This is a genomic window from Microtetraspora sp. AC03309 (assembly GCF_020826795.1).
GTDB lineage: Bacteria > Actinomycetota > Actinomycetes > Streptosporangiales > Streptosporangiaceae > Microtetraspora > Microtetraspora glauca.
This window is the reverse complement of sequence record NZ_JADDIL010000005.1, coordinates 1-26,772: the sequence shown is the minus strand read 5'-3', so window position 1 is coordinate 26,772 and position 26,772 is coordinate 1. Positions and strand designations below refer to the sequence as shown.

The following is a 26,772-nucleotide window of genomic DNA, read 5'->3' as shown; positions in this document are numbered from 1 at the left end:
TTATACGACATATCGTCGTAAACGGCCGATGGCCGCTCCGTTCCTGTTCGGGAAGGGGCGGCGACGGGGGGTCGGCCGGGCGCGATCCCGGCGCGAGCGGGCCGTGGGGCAGGGGGCGGCGGGAAAGGCCGGACGGGCGGCGGGAAAGGCCGGACGGGCGGCGGGAAAGGCCGGACGGGCGGCGGGAAATCCATCCTTCGGATGATGACGATGTGTCGTCAAACCCCTTCCCATGCGAAAAGGTCCCATCTATCATTCCGTCCACATATACGAGATTCCGCACAGCGGAACATTGAGAGGTGGTTCGCCATCGTCTCCTATCTCCTCCGCCGTCTGTTCGCACTGGTGACCACCGTCCTCGCGGTGATCTCGCTGGTCTTCGTCCTCCTGCGTCTGTCACCAGGCAGTCCGCTCTACACCCTGCTCGGATTCAGCTACAGCGAGGAAGGCAGGGCCGCCGTAGCCGAGCGGCTCGGCTTGAACGCCTCCATCCCCGAGCAGTACGTCCGCTACCTCCGGCAACTCGTCGGCGGGGACCTCGGCGCCTCGGTCTTCTCCGGCCAGCCGGTCGGGGAACTCCTCGCCCAGCGGCTGCCCGTCTCCCTGGAGCTGGGCCTGGTCGCCGGAGCCGTCTGGATGGCGCTGGGCATCCTCGCCGGAGCGCTCGCCGCGCTCTGGCACGGCTCACCGTTCGACGGTCTCGTACGCGTCACGAGCGTGGTCGCGCTCTCGGTGCCGAGCTTCTGGCTGGGCCTCGTGTGCGTGCTGGTCTTCGGCGTCTACATCACCGGGGTGCTGCCGGTCAGCGGCTACGTCCCGATCTCCGAAGGTCTGCCCGAACACCTGCGCGGTCTGGTCCTGCCCGCGTTCGTCCTCGGCCTGCCCGCGTTCGCCGTCGTGGCCCGCACGTTCCGCGGGTCCGTCCTGGAGGTGCTCGACCGCGACTACGTCTCGTTCGCCACATCGATGGGCATGTCCCGTCGCGCGTTGCTGGCGAGGGTGGCGCTGCGCAACGCCGCGATCCCCCTGGTGACCGTCATGGGACTGATGCTCGGCATGCTGGTCAGCGGCGCGATCCTGGTGGAGAACGTGTTCGGCGTACCAGGCCTCGGCCAGCTCATGGTCGACTCCTTTCGCCGGCAGGACTATCCGGTGGCCGCCGGCTGCTGCCTGGCCGTGGCCGTCCTCTACCTCCTCACCAACCTGCTGGTGGACCTCGCCCAGCTGGCGATCGACCCGCGCATCCGCGAGGGCGTGCTGAACGGCGGGCGGGTCCGGTGAGCGCCGTCGTCTCCGCACCGCGGGGCGCCCGGCTCCTTCCACGCGATGGCCTCACCTGGTTCGGCGCCGTCTGCGCCGCGCTGTTCTGCCTGCTCGCGGTGCTCGGGCCGTCGCTGGCGGGAGACCCGAACGCCACCGGCCCCGACGTGCTCGCCGCGCCGTCCCTCACACACCCGTTCGGCACCGACCAGCTCGGCCGGGACCTGCTCGCCCGTACGGCGGCGGGCACCCGGGTGTCGCTGACGGTGAGCCTGGCCGCCGTGGCGCTGGGCCTGTTGGTCGCCCTGCCGCTCGGCATCCTCGCCGGATATCACGGCGGACGGCTGTTCGACGACCTGATCATGAGGGTGCTGGAGATCATCCAGGCGCTGCCGATGTTCGTGCTGGCGATGTTCGTCATCGGGCTCAGCGGCACGGCCACGGCGCACCTGGGGCCGATCCCGATCACCATGACGACCAAGGTCGTGCTCCTGCTCGGCGTCGCGTTCGTCCCCTACTTCGCGCGGGTGGCACGCGCGGCGACGATGGCGGAGACCGGCCAGGAGTACGTGGCCGCGCTGCGGGTGGTGGGCGTGCCGCGGCTGCGGATCCTCTTCGGCGAACTGCTGCCCAACGTCGCGCCCGCCATGGTGGTCCAGGCGTTCCTCGCGATGGCGCTGGCCGTCTTCGCCGAGGGCGGGCTGGGCTTCCTCGGTCTCGGCGTCCAGCTGCCGCAGGCCACGCTCGGCAACCTGACCGGCGGCGGCACCGGCTACCTGCCCGCGGGCGTCTGGTGGTACTCGGTCCTGCCCGGCGCGGTCATGCTCGCCGGGATCCTCGGCTTCAACCTCATCGGCGACGCCCTGTCCGACTCCCTCGGCGGACGCGGCACGACCCACGTGGAGACACGATGACCATTCCCCCCTCCTGGTCCCGGCGGCGGTTCCTCGGGCTGGTTCCCGCCGTGTCGTTGCTCGCCGCCTGCTCGACCGCTTCACCGACGGGCGGTGGCAGGACGCTCAGGATCGGCGTCGCCGCCGGCCCGAGCAACCTCAACCCGCTGGACTCCGGCAGCGAGGTCACCCGCTGGATCGCCGAACCGGTGATGGAGACGCTCTACGACTACGACGAGCGAGTCCGATCGGTCCCGCTGCTCGCCGCCGCCGAGCCGGCCGTCTCCGCCGACGGACTCACCTGGACCATCCCCCTCAAACGGGGAGTGACGTTCCACAACGGCGACGCCTTCACCGCCGAGCACGTGGTCGCCTCGCTCGACCACGTCGCCGCCTTCGCCAGCGGCAGTGAGTGGGTCGTCTACTTCCTCGGTTACTACTCCGGGGCTCGCGCCGTCGACCCGAACACGGTCGAGATCCGGCTCAAGCGCCCCTACGGGCTGCTCCGATCGCACCTGACCAACCTGCCGATCACGCACCGGGCCTTCGTCGACCGCAAGGACACCATGATGGGCACCGGGCCGTACCGGCTGGAGCGGGTCTCCGCCGGGCTGGGCTACTCGATGACCGCCCACAGGGGATATCACGGACCGTCCCCCGCGTACGCCCGGCTGGAGTTTCAGATCATCCCGGACGGCTCGACGCGGGCGGTGAACCTGCGCGCGGGCAGCGTGGACATCGCCACCGAACTGCCCGTGGCGGCTCTGCCGCTCCTCGCAGGACAGCAGGGGGTGACCGTCCACCGGGTGGACGCGCCGATCGACATCCTCACCTACGTCAAGGCGGGGGATCCGCCCTTCGACGATCCGGACTTCCGGCGCGCGGTCGCCTACGCGGTGGACCGGCAGGGGGTGAACGACAAGGTATTCGGCGGCGCCGCGGTCCTCGGCCAGGGCCCCATCGGCCCGGCCGAGCGGGGGTACGACCCGGACCTGCGGGTCTTTCCCGCCCGGCCCGACACGGCGCGGGCGCGCGAGCTGCTGCGCGGCGTCACCGCCCCCTCCTTCACCCTCACGATCAGCGCCGGCCAGGTCATGGAGGACATCGCGCAGATCCTCGTCCAGAGCTGGGCGCGCGCGGGCATCACCGTGAAACTGGAGGTCCTGCAGGGCGGCCCCTGGGCACAGCGCTGGATCTCCGGCGCCTACCAGATGATCATGAACCGCTTCTCCAGCGGCTTCACCAGCGGCGACGCGAACTATCTCACCCTGTCTCCCGCCCAGTCCACGAGCGTCCTGGCCTGCGGATACGAGAACCCGTCGGTGGACACCGCGCTCGAGAGAGTATGGGCGATCGACGACCAGGACGAGCGCGACCGGCTGCTCCGCGAGGTGAACGCGACGCTGACCGAGGACGCGGTGATGTTCCCTCCCGTCTATCCGAAGATGATCGTCGCGCAGCGCGCGAGCGTGAGCCCGTTGGATCCCGCGCGGATGAAGATCAGCAGACTGGGCACGCCCCGGCTGCGGCCGGAAGGGAACGCCGGTGAATGACCGTCAGGCGACCGGCTCGCCGGTGACGGATCCGCCACCCGCCGATCTGCTGACCGTCTCGGACCTGCACGTGGACTATGCGGGGCGGCCGGCCGTGCGGGGTGTCTCCCTCAGCCTGCGCCGTGGAGAGATCCTCGGCCTGGTCGGGGAGTCCGGCAGCGGCAAGAGCACCCTATGCTCGGCGATCACGGGTGTGCTCCCGGCCGGTGCGCGCGTCCGCGCCGCCGGGCTGCGCTTCGACGGGCGGGAGCTGACCGAGCTACCCCCCGAGGACATGCGGCGGATCCGGGCCTCCCGCATCGGTGTGGTGCCGCAGCGGCCCATGACCTCGCTCAGCCCGTCCACCCCCGTGCTGCGGCAGCTGCGCTGGTACCACGACGGACACGACCTCGCCGACCTGCTCGCCCAGGTGGGCCTGCGCGCGGTGCTCGACCGGCCGCGCGACCACCCGCACCGATTCTCCGGCGGGCAGCTCCAGCGCCTGCTCATCGTGCTCGCCGCGCTGGCCAGGCAGCCCGACCTGCTCATCGCCGACGAGCCGACCACCACGCTGGACGCGACCGTTCAGGCGCAGGTGCTCCGCCTGCTGCTCGATCTGCGCGACCGGCTCGGGCCGGCGATCCTCTACGTCACCCATGACCTCGCCGTCGTGGCGCAGATCTGCGATCGCGTCGGGGTGATGTACGCCGGCCGGCTGGTCGAGTCGGGGCCCGTGAGCCAGATCTTCACCGCACCCCGCCACCCGTACACGCGCGCCCTCCTGGCCGCGCTTCCGGCCCGCACGGAACGCGGGCGGCGCCTCGGCGCCATGCCGGGGCACACCGCGGCGGAGGTCACGCTCTCGCGAGAGAGGGGCGCGCGAGCGGGCTCGGCGGGATGCGCGTTCGCCTCGCGCTGCCCGGCCGTGCTCGCCCGCTGCCACGAGGAGGAACCGACGCCGATCACCATGGGGGCGGACGTGGTCCGTTGCCACCGTGCGGGGGAGACCCCGGAAGCCGAGGAGGACGCGTGACCCCGGTGCTCGAACTCGACCACGTCACCCGCCGCTTCCCGGCGGGGCGGCGGCAGACGGTCCACGCGGTGGAGGACGTGTCGTTCCGGATCGATCCCGGCGAGACGCTCGCCATCGTGGGCGAGTCCGGCTGTGGCAAGTCGACCGTCGCCCGGCTCGCCGTCGGTCTGCTCCCTCCCACGAGGGGCGCCGTACGCATCGGGGGCGTCCCCGCCGGCACGCGGATGGACCGGGAGACCCGCCGTCAGGTGCAGTTCGTCTCGCAGAACCCGTGGTCGGCGCTCAATCCGCGCAAGACCATCGGCCACAGCGTGGGCCAGCCCCTGGCCGTCCACGGCCTGTGCCGGTCGGCGGCCGAGCGGGCCGAGCGCGTCGCCGAGCTGCTGGAGCAGGTCGGCCTCCCCGCGCACTACGCGGCCCGCCGCCCCGGCGGAGTGAGCGGCGGGGAACTGCAGCGGGTCACCGTCGCCCGGGCGCTCGCCGCCCGCCCCCGTGCGATCGTCCTGGACGAACCGACGGCGAGTCTGGACGTGGGCGTCAAGGCCACCGTGGTCAACCTGCTGCTCGACCTTCGCTCCGCACTCGGCCTGGCGTACGTGCTGATCACCCACGAGCTGGACATCGCCCGGCACCTCGCCACCAGGGTCGCCGTGATGTACCTGGGCAGGATCGTCGAGCAGGGCCCGGCCGACGAGGTCTTCTCCGCGCCGCGACATCCCTACACGCGCATGCTGCTGGCCGCCGTACCGGTGCCCGACCCCGCGCGCCGCAATCTGGTCGCGCTCTCCGGCGAGGTGCCCTCGGCCGTCCATCCCCCTCCTGGATGCGCCTTCCACCCCCGCTGCCCGTACGTCGAGGACGCGTGCAGGGCGGCGGTCCCGCGGCTGATCGCCGTCGGCGACCGGCACAGCGCCTGCCTGCGCGACGGCGAGATCCCCGCCGACGCCGCAGGGGGTGCCTGACCGATGCTCCGCCAGGCACCCCCTCGGGGCGGGCCGGGGTGCCGGCCCGCCCGATCTGATCGTGACTTACCGGCGTCGCAGGAAGGCGATCGCACCGCCGATCCCGGCGAGAACCACGACGGCGATGACCACGATGAGGGCGATGGGGGTCCCCCCGTCGTCATCCGCCGCGGCCGACGGCGCCGCGTCGGACGTCGCGGCGGGACTCGTGGGCGGTGAATCGACGGCGGGACTCTCGGTGGCGCCCGACGCGGCGGCGAACGTGAGGGGGAGCTGGGTGAAGTTCGCGGTGTCCCGGGGGTTGGCCGGGTCGTTGGTCATGAGAGCGCAGGTCGTCGCGGCGCAATCGGTCGAACCGAACACGGCGGCCGGTGTCATCGTGGTCTCCAGTCCGCCGTCGGCGTCGGTGGTGACCCGCGCGAAGTTCCCCGTGTCACACGCCTTCCCGGGCGGCTGTTTGGTGTCGCAGAGGGCGACGAACAGCGTCGTCTTCGGTGTGAACCCCGTTCCGGTGACCGTGATCTCGGTTCCCGGGGCCAGATCGGTGCTCTGGCTCGCGGTCAGCTCCGGCTTGGCCGGCGCGGCGGCGGCCTCTCCGGCGAGAGGTGGGGCGATGACGAAGGTGATGGCGAGGGTGATGGCCAGCGCGGTGACGAGCCGTGCGCGCGCTGAACGACTGCAGGGCATTGGTGCCTCCCTTGTGTTCCAAGACGAGCCGATTGACGTCCCCGATCACTTGCGGAACACAGTTTCACGACATAGTGTCATAAAACAAGAGCCTTGAAGCCCTCTGATTCCCCTGAGCCCCCTCCGACGATTCCCCGGCCTTCCGGGCGCGGTCGGCAGGCGGAAAGGACGCATATGAGCGTGGACGTAGCGCTTCCACCGGCCGAAAGACACCAGCACCATCGAGACGTCACCGGAGGCTGGCTGCGGCCGGCCGTGTTCGGCGCGATGGATGGGCTGATCTCCAACTTCGCTCTCATCAGCGGTGTGGTGGGGGGCGGTGCCTCCAACACGATCGTGGTCGTGACCGGGCTGGCCGGGCTGGCGGCCGGCGCCTTCTCCATGGCCGCGGGCGAGTACACCTCGGTCGCCTCGCAGGCCGAGCTGATGCGGGCCGAGATCGACATCGAGAAGGCCGAGTTGGAACGCAACCCCGAGGGCGAGCTGGCGGAACTCGTCGCGCTCTACGAGGCCCGCGGCCTGGACGCGGAGACGGCCGAGGGAGTCGCCAGGCAGCTCACCGCACAGCCCGAACTCGCCTGGCGCGTGCACGTCCGCGAGGAGCTGGGGGTGGATCCCGACGACCTTCCCTCTCCTTATGTCGCCGCGTTCTCCTCGTTCACCGCGTTCGCCCTGGGAGCGATCGTCCCCTTGGTGCCGTTCATGCTCGGCGCGACCGGGCTCGCCGTGGCCGCGGTGATCAGCGTGCTCGGCCTGCTGGGCGCCGGCGCGGTCGTCGCCCGGCTCACGGCACGCCCCTGGTGGAAGGGCGCGTTGCGCCAGCTGGCGCTGGGCGTGGCCGCCGCCGCGGCCACCTTCGGCATCGGCAGCCTCGTCGGAACCAGCCTCTCCTGACAACAGAAAGGGTCCGTTGAACCATGGGCATCAGAGAAGAAATGCCGTTGCTGGCCCGGCACGAAGGGGAGTGGGAGGGCACCTACGTCTATGTCGACGCCGACGGGAAGATCGTCGACTCACATCGTTCCCACCTCACCTGCACCCTCGGCGACGGAACGGACGGGTGGGACTACCACCAGGTGAACGTCTACACCTGGGAGGACGGAAGGACCGAGGAGCACAGCTTCCCCGGCACCTACCTGGGCGGCGGCCACTGCGGCTTCGACACGGACCGGCTCACGGGCGAGTTCTGGGGGCTCGATGACAACACGATCTACCTCTCGTGGATCTACAAGGAGAAGGGCGCCGACCTGCGCCTGTTCGAGCTGATCGTGCTGAGCGAGGACGGCAACCACCGGAACCGGGTCTGGCAGTGGATCCGGTCGGGCACCTGCGTCCAGCGGACCCTGATCAACGAGACACGCGTCGTGGCATGAGAGCGCAGCTGTCGATCGCCGGTGGCGTACGCGAGTTCGCCGCCGCCACCCCCTCGGCCGTCGCGGTCATCGACGGCGACAGGCGGCTCAGCTACGCGGCGCTTCACGACCGGTCGAGTCGGCTGGCCAACGCCCTGCTCTCCCGCGGCCTGACCTCCGGGGACACGGTGGCCCTCCTGCTGGCCAACCAGCTGGAGTACCCGGAGGCGGCGGCCGGCCGTCAGCGATGAGGAGGGATTCATCAGGATCGTCGACCGCAAGAAGGATCTGATCATCACCGGCGGCGTCAACGTCTACCCCCGGGATGTCGAGATCGCGATCGACGAGTGCCCGGGAGTCATGGAGTCCGCCGTCATCGGAGAGCACGACGAGACCTGGGGCGAACGCGTCGTCGCCTATGTGGTCGGTGAGACCACCGCGGATGAGATCGAGGCCCGTCTCCGGCCCCGTCTCACCGGTTACAAGATCCCCAAGACCATCCGCTTCGTGCCGAGACTGCCGCGCAACAGTGCCGGGAAGGTCCTCAAGCGCGAGCTCAGGAAGGACGTCTGAATGCGCCCGCACGTTGAACTGATCCACGACGACGACTACATCTGGCATGCGGCGGAGCTCGTCAACGGTGAGGGGCGGGCCGGCGAGCGCCGCCTGTCCGTCGACGAGGAGGACGGCTCCTCGTCGCTCCGGATCGACTTCCACACCGATTGGGGCCGCGGGCCGGGCATCCACCACGCCAACACCGAGTACTACGTGCTCGAAGGCTCGATGACGTACGGCGGCCGCGAGATCGGCAAGGGCGGCTACGTCTACGCGCCGCAGGGTGTCCCCACCGACGCGATCACCTTCGCCGAGGGCACCCGGATCCTGCACTACCGCGAGTACGGCGACGCCGGCTTCGACCCGGTGGACAGCCTGAACGCCCCGCGCTGGGCGGACGCGCGCGAGGACGTCATCGTCATCGACAGCGAGGCCATGAACTGGGACGCGGTGCCGAACCCCGGCCCCATGCCCGGCCTGTTCATCAAGTACCTGCACGTCGACCCGGTCACCGGCTTCTACACCCGCCTGGTGTTCTGCCAGGAGGGCTGGACCGACCACCGGCTCGCCCACCACCCCTGCTACGAGGAGGCGTACACCACCCAGGGCCGCATGGAGTACAACTTCGGCACGCTCGACCAGGGCAGCTACTTCTTCCGGCCGGCCCGGGTCAAGCACGGCCACTTCACCACCATGGAGGGCGGCATGACCATGCTGCTGCGCTCCGACGGCGAGTTATTCAACTGGTACACCCAGAACGAGTGGATCCGCTGGGGCGGTGAGGCCGTCAACTACGGCCCCGACGGCGGTCGTATGCGCTGGTCGCAGTCCTCGCACGACCTCGGGAAGGGCTCGGCCCGGCGTAGCGACCGCGACCTGGCGGATCTCGCCGCCTCGGTGCGGTTCCAGCGGGAGCAGGGTGCCAAGGACGTCGACTACGTCCCCAACGGCGTGGGCTCCGACAAGAGCATGCTCGCGATGGCCAAGGCCCTCGACGCGGCCAACCTGCAGGGCGGCCACGATCACCAGCACGGCCACGATCACCAGCACGGCCACGATCACCAGCACGGCCACGATCACCAGCACGGCCACGAGCACGGTGACCACGAGCCTGTTCTGCGGGCGGACTGGGGCGCCGACCCGGGCTCGCTCGAACACCGCGAGGAGCGCACGGACGCCGGCGCGCACAACCGGGGGCAGGGCCGCCCCTGGAAGCCCGGCGAGCCCATCCCCGCGCCCATCATCTCCACCCTTCCGGTCCGGAGCCGTTCCCGCGGCCGCTGGGACGCCGACGGGATGTAGCGGGAGCGGAAGCACATCGCAGAATCCGGCTGTGGCGGTCCTGACACCCGCCGCGGCCGGCAGGAGACCGAGGAGAGAAAGATGATCTATCTCGTCTACCGGATGCGGCTGACGGAGCACGCTCGACGCGACATGAAGGCATTCTGGGCCTGGCTGGAACAGCGGGAGAGCTGGTTCTACCGGGACCTGCCGATGGTCAGGGAGCTCCGCTGGTACTACAGCGTCGTCGGTGACGTCTATGTCCTGGAGAACTGGGCCGCGTTCGAGAACGAGGCGGCCTGGGGAGCCTACCGGGCGGCCCTCGCCGGTCTCAAAGCCGATCCCTCATGGGAGTCGGAGCGGGTGTCACAGGAATCGTGGTGGGACTTCCTCGGTACGAGGATCGTCTCCGACACGCCCGTGCCCGTCGGGTTCTCACGCGGCTAGGGTGCCGTCGTCGCGAGTTGAGGGGCCTCGTCAATGGAGACCGCCAAGCCGTTGCGCCGCCGTACGCCGGATGCCTCCAGCCAGACGGTCGCGACCGTCGAACGCGCAGCCGATGTACTCGTCCTGTTCGCGGAGCCGGGCTCCGTCACGCTCGGGGTCACCGAGATCGCCGGAAAGCTCGGCATGTCGAAGGCGGCCGTGCACCGGATCCTGGCGTCCCTGCGACTACGCGGGCTGATCGACCTCGACCCGGAAACCCGCCGCTACTCCCTGGGCTCGACGACCATGCGGCTCGGGCTGGCCTACCTCGACAGGCTGAACGTGCGCGGACTCGCGGCCCCCGCGCTGGGCACCCTGTCGAGGACGTTGGCGGAAACGGCGACGCTGTCGATTCGCACCCGCTCGACCCGGGTGTACGTCGACCAGGCCACGCCCAACCGAGAGGTGATCATGTCCGTCTCTCTCGGCGTCCCCTACCCCCTCCATGCCGGAGCCTCCTCCAAGGCGTTCCTCGCCTTCCTGTCCGACGAGGAGATCGACGCCTATCTCAGGACCGTCCCGCTGACCCGGCTCACCGAGCGCACGCTGGTGCATCCGGACATCCTGCTCAAGGACATCATCGCGATCCGGCGTCGCGGATATGCCCGATCCACTGCCGAGCGTCAGCACGGCTCGGCCTCGGTCGCCGCGCCCATCTTCGATCACCATGGCCGGCCGGCCGGTGTCGTGAGCGTATGCGGCCCGATGGAGCGGTTCCGGGGCGAAGCGCGGCATTGCGCGGAGGTCCTGCTCGAAGTGACTCGCCGGCTCTCGGCGCGGATGGGTCACGCCTCGACGGAGAAGCGGTAGCGGTCCGGCGTTCGTGAACACGCCTGCGCCGCCGTCCTCGTCGTACCGCCCCGGCCCTGCCCCGCACGTCCACCCCCCGGAAATCGATCTCATTTGGGAAGCCCCGTGACGAACCTTTCGTACCGCGCCCTCGCTCTTCAGACCAGCACGCATTCGGTGAGCGGGATGTCCGTCAGTGACGCCAGAACCTCGATGAGAAACGCCGTTACGCGCATCGCCGCCCATGTCGGAGCGTCAAAGCGGTGGATCGGGCCGGATCTGCGCCTCATCGTGCTCCCCGAGTACGCGCTGACTGGATTCCCGCTCGGCGAGCCGGTCCCGGTGTGGCGGGAGAAGGCGGCACTGGATCCCGGCGGCCCGGAGTACGAGGCACTGGCCGCCATCGCGCAGGAGCAGGACGTCTACCTGGCGGGCAACGCCTACGAGTGCGACGAGCACTTTCCCGAGTTGTACTTCCAGACGTCGTTCGTCCTCTCCCCGGCCGGTGACGTCGTCCTGCGCTGCCGTCGGCTGTACTCGATGTACTCGCCTACTCCGTACGACGTATGGGACCGCTATCTCGACGTCTACGGCGCCGACGGGCTGCTTCCCGTCGCGCGCACCCCGATCGGCAACCTCGCCGCCATCTCGTCCGAGGAGATCCTCTACCCCGAGCTGGCCCGCTCCCTGGCCTTGCGCGGAGCAGAGGTGCTGTGCCATCCCACCTCCGAGTCCTCGAGTCCGCTCCTCACGCCGAAGGCCATCGCCCGCAGGGCGCGCGCGATCGAGAACCTCTCCTATGTGGTCTCGGCGAACACGGGCGGTCTCACCGGCACCGGCATCCCCGCCGACTCCACTTCCGGAGGCTCGGAGTTGATCGACTTCGAGGGACGGGTGCTGGCCCAGGCGGGAGCGGGGGAGAGCCTCGTCGCCTCCGCCGAACTCGATCTCGGCGCGTTGCGTCGCTACCGGGGCCGCCCGGGAATGGGCAACCTGCTCTCCCGCGCCAAACCGGCACTGTGGGCCGTCGAGTACGGCCGCCACGAAGGGGAACGGCCCAACGAACTGGAAGGGAAGGTGCCGGATCGCGTGTGGTTCAAGGAACGCCAGATGGAGACGATCACCCGCCTGCGGGACGCGGGGGTGATCGCGTGAGCGGCGGGACCTACCAGGTCAGGGATCCGCGCACCGGAGAGATCGAGCGCCCGCTGTGCCCTCCCACGCCGACGGAGCTGGCCGATCTCGCGGCGCGGCTGCGTACCGCCCAGCCACCCTGGGCCGCGCTGTCTCCCACGCGACGCGCGGCGGTGCTCTCCGCGTGGCGCGAGGAGATCGCCTCCGCGCGAGACGATCTCGTGGCGGCGCTCACTGCCGACACCGGGAGGCTCACCGAGTCCGTGATCGAGGTGGACGGTGTCCTGGGCATGCTGGACCGGTGGGCCGCTCAGGCGCCGGCGCTGCTGACGCCACCGGCGCCGCGGCAGGCGAACATACCCGGTGTCGAGATCCGCGGCGGCGGCGTGCCGTACCCGCTCGTCGGGGTGATCGCCCCATGGAACTTCCCGCTGCTTCTGGGGTTGATCGACGCGATCCCCGCCCTGGCCGCGGGCTGTGCCGTACTGGTCAAGCCGAGCGAGGTCACACCCCGGTTCATCGCCCCCGTGATGAAGACCATCGCCCGGGTTCCGGATCTCCGCGGGGTCATCGCGGTCGTCGAGGGGGACGGCTCCACCGGCGCCGCCGTCGTGAACCTCGTGGACGCCGTGGCCTTCACCGGCAGCGTCGCGACCGGCCGCGTCGTGGCCGTGGCCGCGGCACAGGTGTTCATCCCGGCCTTCCTCGAACTGGGCGGCAAGGATCCCGCGATCGTCTTGGCGGGCGCCGACCTTGACAGAGCCAGTTCGTCGATCCTGTGGGGCGCGACCACCAACGCCGGTCAGTCATGCCTGTCGATCGAGCGGGTCTACGTCGAGGAGGCCGTCTTCGACGAGTTCGTGAGTCGGCTGGTGGAGAAGGCGGAGCGGCTCACGCTCGCCTGTCCTCGGCCGGGCGACGGTCAGATCGGCCCTCTGATCGATCCCGCGCAAGCGACGGTGATCGAGCGGCACCTCGCGGATGCCCGGGAGAAGGGGGCCACCGTCCGATGCGGTGGGCGGATCGAACACATCGGAGGCGGCACGTGGTGCCGGCCGACCGTCCTGACCGACGTCGACCACGGCATGTCCGTCATGACGGAGGAGACGTTCGGACCTGTCATCCCGGTCATGGCCGTCCGTGACGCGGACCACGCGGTCGAGCTGGCGAACGACTCGGTCTACGGACTGTCGGGTGCGGTCTTCGCCGCCGACACCTCAGCCGCCCTGGCCGTGGCCGACCGCCTCCATGTCGGAGCGATCAGCATCAACGACTGCGCGCTCACGGCGTTCGTCCACGACGGGGAGAAGAACTCCTTCAACAGCTCGGGGCTCGGCGGCTCACGCATGGGACCCGCGTCCCTGAACCGCTTCCAGCGCCGGCGCTCATACTTGATCAACGATTCCTCTCGGCCCGATCCCTGGTGGCACTGACACCGGCAGGATCGGTGCCGGCAGCGACGGGCGCCGAAGAGCCCCAGACCGTACACGCGATGGAAATCCTCAGGTGGACGGCATGGGTGGACGGCCGCGCAGTGACGCCGTCACGCGAGCCGGTGGAGGTCCACGCGGTCACGTCCACGCGGTCACGTCTACGCGGTCACCGAGTCCTTCCGCGCGGCCGTCCCACCCGCCGGATCCTTCGCGAAGAGGCGGCCGCGGAGGCAGACGAAGAAGAGGACCAGGGCGACGGTGAGCAGAATGTGCCCCATCCCGGCGATGCCGGAGATCGCGGCACCGGTCGTCTTGCCCAGCACGGTCATGGTGCCGTGCACGGTCATCATCGTGACCGTCATCACGAGCCCGACGTTGTAAATCCAGAAGAACCAGCGGAACGCCTTGCTCTCGGAGAGGGTGAAGGCCCGTTCAAACAAGATCATGGTGAGGAAGAACGCCATACCCAGCACCAGGAGATGGGTGTGGACGACGCCGAGTTGTGTCTGACCGGTGAAGTCGTTCAGCTTGGTCAGTTCACGGTAGTAGAGCCCGCCCGCGAGCCCGAGGACCATGTAGACGGCTGCGGCATAGTAGAGCCTTTTCATGGATTCTCTCCTTTGAGGGGAAATGTCAGCTGACACCGCAGGATGCCTGGGAGAGTGCCACGCCCACGCGCGAGAAGTGGGGCCAGCACAGGGACGATGCCACGCGCGGGGCCAGTGACACGCGAGGTGCGACGTCCAGGCCCAAGGCTTTCGCGTACGGCGTCACGAGGGCATCCGCCGCAGGTGGTGTCGCGGCGTACAACCACCGGGGTACATGCGATGGAACCGGGTGGGGGCATCATGGGTACATGGCTGAACGTTTCGACGCGTTCAGGTCACTGGCGGACCGGCGGGGACGTCCCGGCGTCCGTCTGCTGGAGGCCCTCGCCGATGCCTCGGGCCGTACGAAGGACGACCCGCGGTCATGGGCGCCCGACGTCGCGCGGCGCTTCGGCCTGCCGGCCGCGGCGGGGCTCGGGCCCGCCACCTACTACGCCGACCTCGGCACCCCGCACGCCCCGCGCCACGTGCGGGTCTGCGCCGCCGCCGCATGCTTCGCCGCCCGCGCGGGACACCATGTCGCCGAGGTCGAGAACGCGATCGGCGTCGCCGCCGGCTGTGCCGATCCCCGGAGTGGGGTCTCCCTGCAGTGCGTCCGGTGCCTCGGCTACTGCTACGCGGGCCCGGCGGCACTGGACGGAGACACGCCCTGCGCCGGCCCTGATCTGGCCGGGCAGCTCTCCGGGCGGACGCCGCCGCACGCGCCGCCGATCCCTACGGCCGACGCCACCGGAGACCCGGTGGTGCTCGCCGGGGTCGTGGCGGGGGAAGCCGCCTGGCAGGTGTGGCCGGACGTCGTGCGCGGCGCCGGTGGAGATCGGGTCCGGGCCGAGGTGGCCGCCTCCGGGCTGCGGGGCCGCGGTGGGGCGGGGTTCCCGGTCACCGCCAAGTGGGCCGCTGCGGGCGGCTCACCCGGCACGGTCGTGGTGGCCAACGGCGACGAGGGTGATCCGGGCTCGTACGCGGACCGGTTGCTCATGGAGGAGGACCCCGGGCGGGTCCTGGAGGGCCTTGCCCTCGCCTGTCTCGCGTGCGGGGCGCGGCGCGGCGTCGTGCTGGTGCGCTCGGAGTACCCCCGGGCGCTGGCCCGGATGCGGACCGCGCTCGGCGAGGCGTACGCCGCGGGGCATCTCGGGCGCCGGATCTGCGGCCGGGACGTGGACATGGACGTCGAGGTGGTGGAGGGCGCCGGGTCGTATGTGGGGGGCGAGGAGACGGCGCTCATCGCCGGGTTGGAGGGCGGCCGCGGCTGCGCCCGGCCCCGCCCGCCGTACCCGACGGACCAGGGGGTGTGGGACGCCCCGACCGTGGTCAACAACGTGGAGACGCTGGCCGCCATCCCGTGGATCATGCGGTTGGGCGGTGACGCGTACGCCCGGCGCGGCACGGCCGCCGAGACCGGCACGAAGCTGGTCTGCCTGTCCGAGCGGTTCTCCCGCCCCGGCTGCTACGAGGTCGAGCTCGGGACGCCGGTGCTGCGGATCGTCTCCGAGTTGGGCGGCGGGCTGCGCGACGGCGCGGAGCTGGACGTTCTGCAGGTGGGCGGGCCGCTGGGCGGGTTCCTCGCCGCCGGCGAGCTGGACGTGCCGCTGACCGAGGCCGGGCTGAGCGGGCGCGGCGCCGCGCTCGGACACGCCGGGCTGGTCGCCTTCGACCGGAGCCTGGCGCCGGAGCGGGTGCTGCGCCACATCTGGGAGTTCGCCGCCGCGGAGAGCTGCGGCGCCTGCTCGCCGTGCCGCGTCGGGTCCCGCCGCGGCCTGGAGCTCGCCTCGTCCGGCGGGCCGCCCGGCGACGAGTACGCCCGGCTGCTCCGGGTGATGGGCGAGGCCAGCCTGTGCGCCTTCGGCAAGCGCGTGCCCGCCGCGGTGCGCAGCCTCGCCCGCGCGTACGGGGACCGGCTCAGGGGGTGGGACGGATGAGGATGCGCGTCGACGGTGTCACCGTCCGGCCCGCCGAGGGCGCCTCGGTGCTCGACGCGGTACGCGCGGCGGGCGTCGAGCTGCCCACACTGTGCCACGACGACCGACTGAGCCCGGCCGGCTCCTGCCGTACCTGCCTGGTGCGGGCCTCCGGGCGCGTCGTCGCGGCGTGCGTGACCCCGGCGGCCGACGGCGCGGAGATCGAGGTCGCCACCGAGGAGTTGTGGGCGCTGCGCCGCGACGCCGTGGAACTGATCGTGTCGGCCCTGCCGCCGCGAGCCCTGGACGGTGGGCCGGACGGCTGGGCGGGCGGCGAGCTGGCGCGAGTCTGCGCCGAGTTGGGGATCACATCCGAGGCCGCCCGAGGGGCCGGAGGACGTGGGCGGGACGACTCACATCCCTACGTTCACCTTGATCGTGATCTGTGCATCGCGTGCGGCCGGTGCGTGCGCATGTGCGCCGAGGTGCAGGGCACGTTCGCGCTCACGCTGACCGGCCGGGGCGCGGATACGGTCGTCGCGCCGGGTACGGGCGGTTCCTGGGCGGATTCCGACTGTGTCGCCTGCGGTGGCTGCCTCACCACCTGTCCCACCGGGGCGTTGACAGAGCCCGGGCTGGCAGGCGGCGTCCCGATCCCCGTCCGCACGCGGACCCGTACCACCTGCGGCTACTGCGGCGTCGGCTGCTCCCTGGAGGTGCTCACCCGTGACGGCGCGATCAGCGCGATCCTCCCGGATCCCGACGGCCCGGTCAACCTCGGCCACGCGTGCGTCAAGGGCCGGTTCGCGCACGGCTTCGTGCGCTCCCCCGACCGGCTCACCCGCCCGCTGCTGCGCCGTTCCGGACTCCTGGAACCGGTGAGCTGGCCGGAGGCCCTCGACCACGTGGCTCGCGGGCTGCGGACCGCCGTCGCGGAAGGAGGGCCAGACGCGGTGGCGGCGATCTCCTCGGCGCGGGCGACCAACGAGGAGAACTATCTGGTGCAGAAGTTCATGCGGGTCGTGATCGGCACCAACAACGTCGACAACTGCTCCCGGCTGTGCCACGCTCCCTCGGCCGCCGGGCTGATCGCCTCGTTCGGGCTGGCCGGGGGAACGGACGGCTTCGACGACGTCGAGAAGGCCGACTGCCTGCTCGTCGTGGGCGCGAACCCGGTCGAGGCCCATCCCGTGGTGGGCGCGCGCCTGCTCCAGCGTGTCCTGCGGGGGACCCGGCTGATCGCCGCCGACCCGCGCGCCGTGGGGCTGGCCCGGTACGCCGACGTCCACCTCCGGCCCCGCCCGGGCACCAACGTCGCCCTCTTCCACGGCCTCGCGCACGTCCTCCTTGCCGAAGGGCTGGTCGATGAGGAGTTCCTGCGCCTGCGCGCGGCCGGGCTGCCCGAGCTGACCGGGCTGCTCGCGGAATATCCGCCGGACAGGGTGGCCGCCCTCACCGGCGTCCCCGCCGCGGACCTGATCACCGCGGCCCGGCTCTACGGGCGGGCCGAGCGCCCGGCGATCGTCTACGGCCTCGGCGTGACCGAGCACCTCCACGGCACGGACGGCGTGCGCGCCCTGGCCAACCTGGCGATCCTGCGCGGCGCCGTCGGCACCGACCGCGGCTACGGAGTGAACCCGCTGCGCGGGCAGAACAACGTCCAGGGCGCCTCCGACATGGGCGCACTCCCCGACAGCCTGCCGGGATACGGCAAGGTGACCGATCCCGCCGCCTCGGCCAGGGCGGCCGAGGTGTGGGGCGCGCCTGTCCCACCACGCGCCGGGCTGCGCATTCCGGAGATGTTCGCGGCGGCGCGGGACGGCCGGCTCGGCGCGCTGTGGATCATCGGGGAGGACGTGTGCGCGACCGATCCCGACGCCACCAGGGTCGCCGAGGCGCTGGAGGCCTGCCCGCTCGTCGTCTGCCAGGAACTCTTCCTCTCCGAGACCGCCCGCAGGGCCGACGTCGTTCTTCCCGCCGCCTCCTGGCTGGAGAAGGACGGCACCTTCGTCAACTTCGACCGCAGGTTCCAGCGCGTACGGCCCGCGCTGATCCCGCCCGGGGAGGCCAGGACCGACTTCGCCGCGGTCCACGCGGTCGCCGAGGCGCTCGGGGCCGATCTCGGCTGCCCTACGCCCGCGGACGCACTGGCCGAGTGCGCGCGGGTGGCGCCCATGTTCGCCGGGCTCTCGCACGCGCGTCTTGACCGGGAGGGCGCCGTCCCGTGGCCGTGCCCGGACCCGGACGGCCCGGGGGAGGCCACGCTGTACCGCGAACGTTTCGCCACCCCCGACGGACGTGCCCGTCTCGCCGCATGCCCCTACCTCCCGCCGGGGGAGACGCCGGACGACGACTACCCGCTCATCCTGGTCACCGGCCGCCGCTGGGCGCACTACAACTCCGGCAGCATGACCCGCAGGACGGCCAACCTCCGGCTCGACGCCGAGGACCGGCTCGACCTGCACCCGTCCGACGCCGCCCGGTACGCGGTGCGGGACGGAGATCCTGTCGTCGTGGAGAGCCGGCACGGCCGCGCCAGGCTCACCGCCCGCCTCACCGACGAGGCGGCGCCGGGTCAGGTCTTCTGCGCGTTCCACTTCCCGTCCAGTGGGGTGAACACCCTCACGTCCAGCCACGCGGACACCGCGACGTCATGCCCGGAGTACAAGGTCACCGCAGTCCAGCTGAAACCACTCCCCGAATAACCCGGGGAACCTCGCCGTCGCTTCCCTCACGGCTCGTGGCTCCAGACGCGGCGGGAGTCGGGCAAGGGATAGGCGGCGTCGACGGGGGTGGCGTTCCAGATCCGGGTGCGGCCCAGCTCGGTGTCGAAGGGCGGCCATCCCGGGTCGCCGGTGGCCGCGAACGACACCCAGGCGGTGCGAATCTGCTCGGAAAGGGTGGTGAAGTCGGCCGGAGGCGGGCTGCCGAGGAAACGGGCGGCGTAGGGGGTGTCGGGCAGGCCGAAGACAAAGGGGATGTCGACGCCGTGGGCGGCGCCGATGGGTCCTCGCCAGGCGAAGTCGTACAACCAGGTGCGGCCACCCGCCCGCGCGTGTGCCTCGGCGGTCCAGGTGGTGGGCATGCGCACCAGGGCGTCGGACATCAGCGTCGTGAACACCTCGGCCGTGGAGGAGCCGGGATCGGCGGCGTGATACGCGAGGGCAGCGTCAGGGGAAAGGCCGAATTCCGCGGCCGCAAGGTCGATCCGTGCCGGTGGGGCCGAGAGAGGGAAGCCGCGGGATTCCTCGTGGGTGAAGCCGCAGAGCAGGTCGATGTGGCGGGCCTGCCCGTCGGCGAGAGCCTGCCAGGGTGCCGCGGTGACCAGGTCGCCGTCGACGATCGGGGCGAACGCGCCGCCGGGGCGCCCGCCGGTCAGCTGCCTGTCCGGCACGTCCAGCAAGGCTTCCGGAGGCAGTGCGGCCAGGCCGTCTCTGGTGGGAGTGGCGCCGGTGGCGGCTGCGAGCCGTTCGGTGACCCGCCGGGCTTCGAGCACGGTCAGGTAGCCGGCGGGCAGGCTCTGCAGGATGCACCGCCGGAACAGCCCGGAGGCGGCCGGCATCGCGGCGAGTAGGGCAGCGGATGCGGCGCCGGCGGAGTGGCCGAAGACGGTGATGTTGTCGGGTTCCCCACCGAAGGCGGCGATGTTGTCCTGGGCCCAGGCGAGCGCGGCGAGTTGGTCCAGCAGGCCGCGGTTGTCAGGAGCGCCGGGTAGGTGGCCGAAGCCTTCGAAGCCGGTGCGGTAGTTGAAGCTGACCACGACCACGCCAGATCGGGCGAGGACGGAGCCGTCGTAGTGAGGCATCGACGAGGCGCCGTGGCTCCAGTGGCCCCCGTAGATCCACACCAACACGGGCAGGCTCGCGCCCACATCCTGGGACGGAGTCCACACGTTCACCGTCAGGCAGTCCAGGCCGTCGCCGGGCTGCCATACCGCCGGCACTCCCGGCGACGGCGGGCGTTGCGGCGGCGCGCTGCCGAAGGCGTCTGCCTCGCGTACCCCGTCCCAGGACGTGGGCGGCCGCGGCGGCAGGAAACGCCGCGCGCCGTGAGGCGCTGCGGCGTACGGGATGCCCTTGAACGCGACGACGCCGTCGCGGGCGCGGCCGCGGACCAGCCCGTGCCGGGTCTTCACGATGGCGTGCATGTGTTCCTCCTGGCAGGAGCTCTCGGCCTCTGCGGGCTGGTGGGCGCTCGATCGCGAGGTGTTCCGGGTCATCGCGGGCTCTGCCGGCGGCCGTTCGGGCCGTCCTTGGCGAGCTTGGCGAGCAGGCTGTGCAGGGTTTTGCGCTCCTCGGGGGTGAGCGGGCCGAAGAACTCGCCGGAGGCATCTTCGCTGAGCCGGTCGACCTCCCGGACCTTCTCCAGGCCGGCCGGGAGGATGTGCACCTCGACGGCGCGACGGTCGCTCGGATGAGGCCGCCGCTGCGCCAGTCCCATCGCCTCCAGTTCGTTGACCAGGGTGACCATGACGGGCTTGAAGACCCGCAGCCGGTCGCTGAGCCGTGACTGGATCATCGGGCCGTGCTGGATCTGGGTGAGCACCCCCAGGTGCTGTGGTTTCAACCCGACCTGCGCCACGACGTGCTCGTATGCCTCACGGGCGTGGGCGGCGACCCAGCTCAGCAGGAAGCCGGTCCACCGGCTCAGCTCCTCCGGGGGCCCACTCTCATCATCGAACAGGTATTCGTTACTCTCCATAACGTTATAAACGTTAACGGTTCTATGGGTGGAGTCAAAACGATCGCCGAACGCTTGTACCGCGTGCCGCACCGCAGGGTCGACCGGCACCCGGCATCGAGCTCCTCGTCGGCGTCACTGGGCCGGCGGCGCGATGAACGTCCGTTCCCAGGCGCGGTCGCGGGCTCAGGTAGGGCTGACGTGCCCGGGGAGGACGTCACTCGGGCACGCATGGTGGGGCTTTACGATGCCCACGTCTCCAGCGCGAGCAGATCGCGCATCGACACCATGCCGACCATGCGTCCGTCCTGCTCTACCGGCAGATGGCGAATGCCCGCGTCCAGCATCCGGCGGGCGACTTCACGCGAGTCCTCCTCCAGACTCGCGGTCTTCACCTCGGTCGGGGCGCACGCAGCGGCGTTCACGGAGGCCGGATCGGTGAACAGGGCCATCGCCGCCACCAGATCCCGCTCCGTGATTATTCCGGTGACCTGGTCGCCTTCGAGCACAGCCAGAGCACCGACCTTCTTCTCCACCATCCGCCGCGCTACCTCGGACAGCCGTTCGTCCGCCCGACAGCCGAAGACCACTGGACGATAGACGTTGCCGATACGCATATCTCCCCCGTCCGTAGCGTCACTCGATCGCCTTGTGACTGGCGGCCTCGCTGGCCTGGGCGAGCGTCGCCATTGCTGAACCTGGTCTGATCGGCCGCTTGGCGCCGGCGAGATCGCCGATCCACTTACCGCAGGCCGGCCGGGTCATCGACGAGAAGGTGCATGCGGGTTCGGCTTCGAGTCTACGACTCCAAGAAGGAGCGCATCGTCCCGGACTGCCCGGCAGACCTCCACCACATGCTGGTTCGCGACACACCTCCCTGACCTGGCCCTGGTTGAGGACGTGCCCTGGCAGGCCGCGACTCGCCGACGATCAAGGAATCGCATGGAAGATGCCGGCACGCTCTTCTGGCCTGGCCGCCTTGTAGTCGTGGGTGCGGCAGCGGACCAGTTTGATCGGGATGGCTCCGGGAAGGGGCTCTTAAACCTTTTTCTGGTTCGACGAGATCGCGGGACCGGCAAGGCGTCCTTTCAGTCGATCACCACCTCAGTCGACCACCACCGACATGGCCTGGAGGCGAAGGAAGACCGATATGCAGCGGTCGGAATGGGGGACTGGAACGTCGGCAACCGCACATCCTTGCCGCCTGATCTATTCGACTGGCTGGGGTCGCCGTTCAGCGCAGGAGTGCGGCCTCCAGGGGCGACGGCGCGGTTCCGCCGGGTGGGCGGACATCGGAGGAGACGGACAGGTGCAATCAGAATCAAGGAGTCTGCCATGCTGACGATGACCCACGAGGCCGTGGAGGCGATTCGCGATCTAATGGTCGGCGAGTACCTGCCGCACAACCGGGCCGGCCTGCGGATCGCTGTGAAGCCAGATGAAGAAGGTGCACTTGAGTTCTCACTGGTGAGCGACGCCTGGTCCGGAGATCAAGTGATCGAAAAGGAGGACGCACGCGTCTTCATCGACCCGGACGCCATCACGTTCCTGGAGGACAAGACTCTGGATGCCGAGAGCGATGCTCGCGGTCGGCCGGTCTTCCGGCTGACGCCCTGACGTCAGCGCCTGGTCTCATATTCCGTTCTGATGCGTTGGCCTCGGGGAGGTGTTGGACGGTGAACACCCGTTCCGCAGAAGAGATCAGCCACGCCGTTCACCTCGCCGCGGAGGCCGAGGCCTGGCCGCCCCCCATAAACACCACCCAGACATGGTCGTTCGTGTACCCGCAGACGATCCTGAGGTTCGGGGTCACGCATGACATTGATCGAGGAGTACGCCGTCCGGTTCCCGAGGTGCTGGAGGGCGACTGATGGCCGCCCCGATCGTCGTCGGCTCCGACGGCTCGCCATCCGCCTCCGTGGCTCTGGAATGGGCCGCCGACGACGCCGCGCGTAAGGGGCTGCCGCTGAGAGTGGTCCACGTCGTTCATCACCTGCCGTACGTCGGCGCGACGCTGTCGTGGTGCGGCCGGACTCCACGCCGGCCCGCGTTGAGGTGGTCGTCGGCGTCGACGAATCGGCCGAGTGCGAGTCCGCGCTCGGCTACGCCTTCGAGCAGGCGCGGCTGTTGGATTGCCCGCTAAGCGCGGTGCACGGATGGCAGCTGCCTTCGGAGATCTCCAGCGGCTGGTTCGTCTGCGACCTCGATGATGTGAAGCGGATGCGGGAGCGGCTCGCCAGGGGCGCGCTCGCCGCCTGGCGGGCGACGTACCCGGGCGTGCCCGTGGAGGTCGAGGTTGTCCACGAACATCCCGTCACGGCGCTGGTCCGGGCGTCCACGGACACGGTCATGCTCGTCGTCGGCTCCCACGGGCGCGGCCCGCTCGGCTCGGCGGTTCTCGGCTCGGTGAGCCGCGGCGTGCTGCACCACGCCCGGTGCCCCGTAGCGGTGGTGCGTCCGCCCGCTGCGGGCCCCACAGCTCCTGCATGATCCACGACTGGGCAGGCCCGAAGGCACCGTCACCGAGCCGCACAGTGATACCGAGCCGCACAGTGATACCGAGCCGCACAGTGATATCGCGAAACCGTCAAGTCGTGCGAGGAGGGCAAGCGCGCCCGAAACTACGTTGGATCCACGCATGCGCGTCACCCGGTAGGGCGAGAGGACCTGGACTTTGCTCCTCCAGGACACCGACGTTCGGCATGCTGCCGCTGCCGGTGACTGAGTACAGAGGAACCGATTGTGAGCAGGGGCGTGGGGGAGTCACCAGCCAGCGTTTGGTTTCAGCCATCGCGCGAGGTGCTTCGAAGTTCTCCGGCGCGGCGGCGTCCGAGGGCCTCTCCAGCGGAGGAGGACGGGGTGTTCGTTGACCGTCATGATGCGGGCCTGCGTCTGGCCGAGCGGTTGCGCGGTGGCCGCGCTGTGAGCGGCGGCGGAGCCGGGCAACGACGTCGCCGCCATCGTTTCGCGGGGAGGGCGGCCCGACCTGGCCGGCCCGCTACGCGGTCGCCGCTTCGCCTTCCGTGAGTCGTCCGACACGATCCGTGGTGGTCCATGAGGGCCGGTCCATGAGGTGCGGCCGATGTCGTCTCGCAGTCGGTGGGGGGTCCCGGTGCGGCGGGAAGGTCCTCTGGGCGGAACATCGTCGGCTCAGCCGGGAAGGTCGTCTTCTGTCCATCTCAGTTTGTCGATGACCTCCGTGACCCCGTTGACTCGCTCGGCCATTCGCACCAGGATTCGTGCGTCGCTGTGACGTTCCATCTGGCCGCCCAGGGTCACGACGCCGTTGGCCACCAGGACGTGGACGCCGGACGTGTCCGTCCACAGGGCGCCGTCGACGATCTCGTCGCGCACTTCGCGGGCGATGTCGTCGTCGGCGCGTACGAACACCTTGAGGAGATCGTGCCGGCTGACGATTCCCTCAAGTCGTCCGTCGTCGTCGACGACGGGCAGCCGCTTCACGCCCTTCCGGCTCATCACCCGGGCGGCGCCCACGACGCTGGTGTACGGCCGGACCGTGACGGCGGGAGCGGTCATGAGTTCGGCCGCGGTGTGCCCGCGGGCCTTCTCCTCCGCGTCCGGCCCGCCGAGGCGTTCGCGGAGTCGCACGCGGAGCGGTGGTTGATAGCCCTCCTGGTAGAACTGCTCCTTGAACTCCTCCTTGCGTAGCAGGTCGGCCTCCGAGATCACGCCGATGACGTGGCCTTCGCCGTCCACGACCGGGACCGCGCTCACACCGTGTGCCATCAGCACCTCGGCGACATCCCTGAACGGGGTGCTGCCGTTGACGGACGCGACCTCGCTGGTCATGACGTCCCGCACCTTCTTGTGCACGATCGACTCCTTCCAGTTTCAGCAGAGCCGCCGCCGTATGGCCTAAGGCCCGTAGTGAGGACAAGGAGGCAGGCTGATCCGGTCTCCTTTACGACGATTGGTTATGGCGAACCCATGATTCGTAACGATGCGGCGAGCCGGTCTCCAGCCGCGGGACGCAGCTCGTTCAGCTCCAGAACCGCAACTGTCGGCCGGGTCGGCCCGGCATCGATGTCGAATGTGCGTGAATAGCCAGGAACACGTCCGCCTCCTCGATGCCCGTCTTGTCGATCTCGATCTGCTCTTGCGGCAACTTGATCAGCGTTTGCCCTCCAGAACCCGCAGGAACGGCACGACGGCGGTATTGATCTCCTCGATCAGCGCCTCCAGGGCCGCTTGGGCGTCGGCGAGATTCGGCAATCCGTCGGCCTCCGGTCGGGTGGGGGTTGGCAGCCGATCTGCGGAGATGGGAATCCGAAGCTCAAGGGTGCACAGTGCGGCCCTCTCGTTGTACGGCGGGGCCATGCAGGGGAACCCTGATTCGCCCTGCTGCCAGCCGAGCCAGCCATCGGGGACCCGCACCGGTGGTGGAGCGGCCAGTTCGACGACCGCCAAGGCGATGTGTGTGCCCTCCGGGCGATGGCAGGTCGCATCCAGCACCCGTGGATTGAATCGGACATACGGCGGTTCGGACACTGGGCGGGTGGCCACATCCCAGGCCGCGACGGCGTAGTGCAACGGGTCCAGGGTGATGCCGCCCGCCTGAGGTTCGCTGTTCGCGGCGGCGAAGGCGTGTCTCCATGCGCGGAGCCGCTGACCGTACCTCTCCTGCGGGTTGTCCCCTGTGGCGTCGATCCAGACCCCCACCATCACTGGGGTGATCCCTCGACAGTGAGCCGTCGGTGCGCGACGCGCGCCTTCATCGGTCCCCTGACGCCGACGGTGATCTGGCGGTCCGGCCGCACTTGGGGGCGGCGGCCGAAGGCGCCCCGTATGTCCGCCCGGTGACGGGAGAACAGCCGATGTGCAGGCCCGATGATCTCGTAGTTCGCCGTGGCGGGAGGCGACATCGACAGCGGCACACGGCCAACGGTCAACGTCATGGCCTTCCTTTCATCGGGTGGGACCTTGCCCGACGCCTACCCAGGCCCTCGACTCGAAACATGCGCGCGGCGGTGTAGCCACCCTGGCGAGCGGACCGCAGAGCCCGCATGGGTGTGCCGGCGTCGGGAACAGGGCTTCTTCCTCATGTTCTCCATGACGGACGTCTTGTGGGGAACAACCTCTGATCTCGGATGCCCGTCGAACCGGACCGGGCCCGGGCGAGGACAGAACGTCGGCAGCGGGCTCCGAGGCCGGGCCTCGATCACGTCGGGTAGCCGAGACGGGAGGACAGACCTATGAGCAAGCCCATCGTGGTCGGCGTGGACGGATCGGCACAAGCTCTACGCGCTGTGGACTGGGCCGCCGCCGAAGCCGGGCGGCGACGCCTGCCGTTGCGCATCGTGCACATCGCGGTCCGCTGGGAGTACAGCATCGCGATCCAGGAACCAGGCTTGGAGGCCCCACGGCCGGAGGCAGCGGGACTGGAGGTCCTCGAGATCGCCGAGGAACGCGCCCGGACCTTCGCATCCGTGGATGTCAGTTGCCGGCTCGGCATCGGCCCCATCCCCGCCACGCTCCTCCAGGAGGCGGCCGATGCCGCCCTGCTGGTGCTGGGCCCGCATGGAACCGGGGCCTTTCCCCGCCTACTGCTCGGTTCGGTGAGCCGCCAAGCGACGGAACACGCCTCGTGTCCCGTCGTCATCGTGCCCCAGGAATCCGACACCCGACCCGGCCGATCGGGGATCGTCGTCGGAGTTGACGGCTCTGAGGCCTCCGTCGATGCCGTGGGCTTCGCGTTCGAGGAGTCGTCCCTGCGTTCGGTCGGCCTGCGCGCCATCCACGCCTGGGCTCACCCGGCTTACCCACCGGAGATACGCGCCGCCCACTACGACACGGCGACGGTCGAACAGGAAGGCGCCAGGCTCCTCTCGGAGTCCCTGGCGGGATGGAAGGCCGAGTACCCCGACGTCCCGGTCATCGAACAGGTGCTCGAAGGCGCTCCTGTGTCGATTCTGGCCGATGCTTCCGGTGACGCGGAACTTCTCGTCGTCGGTGCCCGAGGGCGCGGCGGTTTCCCCGGGCTCCGCCTCGGCTCGATCAGCCACGCCGTCCTCCACCATGCGAAAGGGCCTGTGGCCGTCGCACGCGGCCACCAGGCGACGTCGTCCGTGAGCTAGAAGACCGCTGAAGATCTTGGTCTAAGTCTGTCGTGCATGGGTGGGTGCCCTGCGGTTAGGCGGTGGTCGACTCAAGGGTCCAGACGCCGCCGGT

29 protein-coding genes and 1 pseudogene are annotated in these 26,772 nt (G+C 70.3%); 21 read left to right on the top strand and 9 right to left on the bottom strand.

Going from position 1 to position 26,772, the window contains the following annotated elements:
- Positions 1 to 201: 201 nt before the first annotated feature.
- The 5 genes from IMZ11_RS04035 to IMZ11_RS04015 are packed head-to-tail and all read left to right on the top strand — an operon-like array spanning position 202 to position 5,680.
- Complete coding sequence (locus tag IMZ11_RS04035) at positions 202 to 1,281, top strand: ABC transporter permease (protein WP_308066750.1); 1,080 nt, start codon at positions 202 to 204, stop codon at positions 1,279 to 1,281.
- Complete coding sequence (locus tag IMZ11_RS04030; RefSeq protein WP_228637577.1) at positions 1,278 to 2,174, top strand: ABC transporter permease; 897 nt, start codon at positions 1,278 to 1,280, stop codon at positions 2,172 to 2,174. Before IMZ11_RS04035 ends, IMZ11_RS04030 begins: the two co-directional genes overlap by 4 nt.
- Positions 2,171 to 3,706, top strand: coding sequence for an ABC transporter substrate-binding protein (locus IMZ11_RS04025; RefSeq protein WP_228637575.1), 1,536 nt, complete (start codon positions 2,171 to 2,173; stop codon positions 3,704 to 3,706). The genes IMZ11_RS04030 and IMZ11_RS04025 overlap by 4 nt, the downstream gene beginning before the upstream one ends.
- Positions 3,699 to 4,718, top strand: coding sequence for an ABC transporter ATP-binding protein (locus tag IMZ11_RS04020; protein WP_228637573.1), 1,020 nt, complete (start codon positions 3,699 to 3,701; stop codon positions 4,716 to 4,718). The genes IMZ11_RS04025 and IMZ11_RS04020 overlap by 8 nt, the downstream gene beginning before the upstream one ends.
- Positions 4,715 to 5,680, top strand: coding sequence for an oligopeptide/dipeptide ABC transporter ATP-binding protein (locus IMZ11_RS04015; protein WP_228637571.1), 966 nt, complete (start codon positions 4,715 to 4,717; stop codon positions 5,678 to 5,680). The genes IMZ11_RS04020 and IMZ11_RS04015 overlap by 4 nt, the downstream gene beginning before the upstream one ends.
- A gap of 66 nt (positions 5,681 to 5,746) precedes the next feature.
- On the opposite strand, the gene IMZ11_RS04010 is transcribed toward IMZ11_RS04015, so the two are convergent.
- On the bottom strand, positions 5,747 to 6,367 hold the full coding sequence (locus IMZ11_RS04010) for a neocarzinostatin apoprotein domain-containing protein (protein ID WP_228637569.1): 621 nt from the start codon (positions 6,365 to 6,367) through the stop codon (positions 5,747 to 5,749).
- Positions 6,368 to 6,541: 174 nt separating this feature from the next.
- On the opposite strand from IMZ11_RS04010, the gene IMZ11_RS04005 reads away from it, so the two are divergent.
- From IMZ11_RS04005 to IMZ11_RS03965, 9 genes are all read left to right on the top strand, one after another.
- Positions 6,542 to 7,261, top strand: coding sequence for a VIT1/CCC1 transporter family protein (locus IMZ11_RS04005; protein ID WP_228637567.1), 720 nt, complete (start codon positions 6,542 to 6,544; stop codon positions 7,259 to 7,261).
- Positions 7,262 to 7,284: 23 nt separating this feature from the next.
- Positions 7,285 to 7,740: a DUF3598 family protein gene (locus IMZ11_RS04000; RefSeq protein WP_228637564.1), complete on the top strand. Its 456-nt coding sequence runs from the start codon at positions 7,285 to 7,287 to the stop codon at positions 7,738 to 7,740.
- Positions 7,737 to 7,970 carry an AMP-binding protein gene (locus IMZ11_RS03995; RefSeq protein ID WP_228637563.1) on the top strand — a complete coding sequence of 78 codons (234 nt, stop codon included), beginning with the start codon at positions 7,737 to 7,739 and terminating at the stop codon, positions 7,968 to 7,970. Before IMZ11_RS04000 ends, IMZ11_RS03995 begins: the two co-directional genes overlap by 4 nt.
- A gap of 10 nt (positions 7,971 to 7,980) precedes the next feature.
- Positions 7,981 to 8,292: a hypothetical protein gene (locus IMZ11_RS03990; RefSeq protein ID WP_308066752.1), complete on the top strand. Its 312-nt coding sequence runs from the start codon at positions 7,981 to 7,983 to the stop codon at positions 8,290 to 8,292.
- Positions 8,293 to 9,576 carry a DUF4437 domain-containing protein gene (locus IMZ11_RS03985; protein WP_228637561.1) on the top strand — a complete coding sequence of 428 codons (1,284 nt, stop codon included), beginning with the start codon at positions 8,293 to 8,295 and terminating at the stop codon, positions 9,574 to 9,576.
- Positions 9,577 to 9,657: 81 nt separating this feature from the next.
- Positions 9,658 to 10,002, top strand: coding sequence for a hypothetical protein (locus IMZ11_RS03980; protein WP_228637558.1), 345 nt, complete (start codon positions 9,658 to 9,660; stop codon positions 10,000 to 10,002).
- Positions 10,003 to 10,035: 33 nt separating this feature from the next.
- Positions 10,036 to 10,851: an IclR family transcriptional regulator gene (locus IMZ11_RS03975; protein ID WP_228637556.1), complete on the top strand. Its 816-nt coding sequence runs from the start codon at positions 10,036 to 10,038 to the stop codon at positions 10,849 to 10,851.
- Between the two features lie 192 nt (positions 10,852 to 11,043).
- Positions 11,044 to 11,985: a nitrilase-related carbon-nitrogen hydrolase gene (locus tag IMZ11_RS03970; protein ID WP_228637554.1), complete on the top strand. Its 942-nt coding sequence runs from the start codon at positions 11,044 to 11,046 to the stop codon at positions 11,983 to 11,985.
- Positions 11,982 to 13,397, top strand: a complete 1,416-nt coding sequence (locus IMZ11_RS03965; protein WP_228637552.1) for an aldehyde dehydrogenase family protein — start codon at positions 11,982 to 11,984, stop codon at positions 13,395 to 13,397. The genes IMZ11_RS03970 and IMZ11_RS03965 overlap by 4 nt, the downstream gene beginning before the upstream one ends.
- A 158-nt stretch (positions 13,398 to 13,555) precedes the next feature.
- Here the strand turns inward: IMZ11_RS03965 and IMZ11_RS03960 are convergent, their stop codons facing one another.
- Entirely contained in the window at positions 13,556 to 14,005 is a 450-nt protein-coding gene (locus tag IMZ11_RS03960) for a DUF2871 domain-containing protein (protein WP_228637550.1), read from the bottom strand.
- Positions 14,006 to 14,253: 248 nt separating this feature from the next.
- Between IMZ11_RS03960 and IMZ11_RS03955 the strand changes: the two genes are divergently transcribed.
- Positions 14,254 to 15,924 carry an NADH-ubiquinone oxidoreductase-F iron-sulfur binding region domain-containing protein gene (locus tag IMZ11_RS03955; RefSeq protein WP_228637548.1) on the top strand — a complete coding sequence of 557 codons (1,671 nt, stop codon included), beginning with the start codon at positions 14,254 to 14,256 and terminating at the stop codon, positions 15,922 to 15,924.
- Positions 15,921 to 18,608, top strand: a complete 2,688-nt coding sequence (fdhF, locus tag IMZ11_RS03950; protein WP_228637546.1) for a formate dehydrogenase subunit alpha — start codon at positions 15,921 to 15,923, stop codon at positions 18,606 to 18,608. The genes IMZ11_RS03955 and fdhF overlap by 4 nt, the downstream gene beginning before the upstream one ends.
- A gap of 26 nt (positions 18,609 to 18,634) precedes the next feature.
- Here fdhF and IMZ11_RS03945 read toward each other — a convergent pair whose 3' ends face one another.
- The 4 genes from IMZ11_RS03945 to IMZ11_RS44985 all read right to left on the bottom strand — a co-directional run bounded on the left by IMZ11_RS03945 (position 18,635) and on the right by IMZ11_RS44985 (position 21,348).
- Entirely contained in the window at positions 18,635 to 20,050 is a 1,416-nt protein-coding gene (locus IMZ11_RS03945) for a carboxylesterase/lipase family protein (protein WP_228637545.1), read from the bottom strand.
- A gap of 68 nt (positions 20,051 to 20,118) precedes the next feature.
- Positions 20,119 to 20,604 carry a MarR family winged helix-turn-helix transcriptional regulator gene (locus IMZ11_RS03940; protein WP_228637543.1) on the bottom strand — a complete coding sequence of 162 codons (486 nt, stop codon included), beginning with the start codon at positions 20,602 to 20,604 and terminating at the stop codon, positions 20,119 to 20,121.
- A 221-nt stretch (positions 20,605 to 20,825) separates the two neighbouring features.
- A complete protein-coding gene (locus tag IMZ11_RS03935) occupies positions 20,826 to 21,200 on the bottom strand; it encodes a cyclic nucleotide-binding/CBS domain-containing protein (protein WP_228637542.1) in 375 nt (124 codons plus the stop codon).
- Positions 21,201 to 21,219: 19 nt separating this feature from the next.
- Entirely contained in the window at positions 21,220 to 21,348 is a 129-nt protein-coding gene (locus IMZ11_RS44985; protein ID WP_255705989.1) for a hypothetical protein, read from the bottom strand.
- 570 nt (positions 21,349 to 21,918) lie between these two features.
- On the opposite strand from IMZ11_RS44985, the gene IMZ11_RS03930 reads away from it, so the two are divergent.
- From IMZ11_RS03930 to IMZ11_RS03920, 4 genes and pseudogenes are all read left to right on the top strand, one after another.
- Positions 21,919 to 22,200, top strand: coding sequence for an iron-sulfur cluster assembly accessory protein (locus IMZ11_RS03930; protein WP_228637540.1), 282 nt, complete (start codon positions 21,919 to 21,921; stop codon positions 22,198 to 22,200).
- A gap of 59 nt (positions 22,201 to 22,259) precedes the next feature.
- Entirely contained in the window at positions 22,260 to 22,454 is a 195-nt protein-coding gene (locus IMZ11_RS03925) for a hypothetical protein (RefSeq protein WP_228637538.1), read from the top strand.
- Positions 22,454 to 22,531, top strand: a pseudogene (locus tag IMZ11_RS46070) (hypothetical protein); the annotation flags it as partial. The gene IMZ11_RS03925 and the pseudogene IMZ11_RS46070, both read left to right, overlap by 1 nt.
- Before the next feature lie 74 nt (positions 22,532 to 22,605).
- Positions 22,606 to 23,073, top strand: coding sequence for a universal stress protein (locus IMZ11_RS03920; RefSeq protein WP_308066746.1), 468 nt, complete (start codon positions 22,606 to 22,608; stop codon positions 23,071 to 23,073).
- Positions 23,074 to 23,733: 660 nt separating this feature from the next.
- Here IMZ11_RS03920 and IMZ11_RS03915 read toward each other — a convergent pair.
- The 3 genes from IMZ11_RS03915 to IMZ11_RS03905 all read right to left on the bottom strand — a co-directional run bounded on the left by IMZ11_RS03915 (position 23,734) and on the right by IMZ11_RS03905 (position 25,499).
- Positions 23,734 to 24,417, bottom strand: a complete 684-nt coding sequence (locus tag IMZ11_RS03915) for a CBS domain-containing protein (RefSeq protein WP_228637536.1) — start codon at positions 24,415 to 24,417, stop codon at positions 23,734 to 23,736.
- Positions 24,418 to 24,714: 297 nt separating this feature from the next.
- Entirely contained in the window at positions 24,715 to 25,269 is a 555-nt protein-coding gene (locus IMZ11_RS03910; protein WP_228637534.1) for a hypothetical protein, read from the bottom strand.
- Positions 25,266 to 25,499, bottom strand: coding sequence for a hypothetical protein (locus tag IMZ11_RS03905; protein ID WP_228637532.1), 234 nt, complete (start codon positions 25,497 to 25,499; stop codon positions 25,266 to 25,268). The genes IMZ11_RS03910 and IMZ11_RS03905 overlap by 4 nt, the downstream gene beginning before the upstream one ends.
- 297 nt (positions 25,500 to 25,796) lie before the next feature.
- Between IMZ11_RS03905 and IMZ11_RS03900 the strand changes: the two genes are divergently transcribed.
- A complete protein-coding gene (locus tag IMZ11_RS03900) occupies positions 25,797 to 26,678 on the top strand; it encodes a universal stress protein (RefSeq protein ID WP_228637530.1) in 882 nt (293 codons plus the stop codon).
- The last annotated feature ends 94 nt before the right edge of the window (positions 26,679 to 26,772 follow it).